This window comes from Pseudomonas koreensis (assembly GCF_036668835.1).
Classification (GTDB): domain Bacteria; phylum Pseudomonadota; class Gammaproteobacteria; order Pseudomonadales; family Pseudomonadaceae; genus Aquipseudomonas; species Aquipseudomonas koreensis_I.
Window position 1 is genome coordinate 1 of record NZ_JAZEVW010000045.1, and the last position, 387, is coordinate 387.

Annotated in this window: 1 protein-coding gene; it reads right to left on the minus strand. The window is 61.2% G+C overall.

Annotated features, from left to right (window positions below; genetic code table 11):
* Positions 1 to 387: immunoglobulin-like domain-containing protein (locus V6F91_RS27230; protein ID WP_332769949.1), on the minus strand; the 387-nt coding region annotated here is incomplete at both ends.

The window sequence follows — 387 nt, forward strand, 5'->3', positions numbered from 1 at the left end:
GTCAGGGTCGCGGTGTAGGTGATCTGGCCGCCTTCGACGATGTTGTTGGTCGCGGTAAGGGTCAGGCCGGTGTTGTCGACCGACTCGGTGATGGTGGTCACCGCTGGGGTGGGTTTCGGCACCAGGTTTTCGAAGTTGCCGCCGGTAGCTCCGGTGATGGTGGTGCTGACGGTGCTGCCGTTGTTATAGACGTCATTGGCCGCAGTCGGCACGTTGACGGTGCCGACGGTTTCGCCAGCGGCAATGGTGATGGTCGAACCGTTGGACAGGGTGACGGTCACCGGAGTCTGTGCCGGGTTGGTCAGGGTCGCGGTGTAGGTGATCTGCCCGCCTTCGGAGAAGTTCTGGGACGTCGTCAGTGTCAGGCCTGTGTTATATACCCATAAC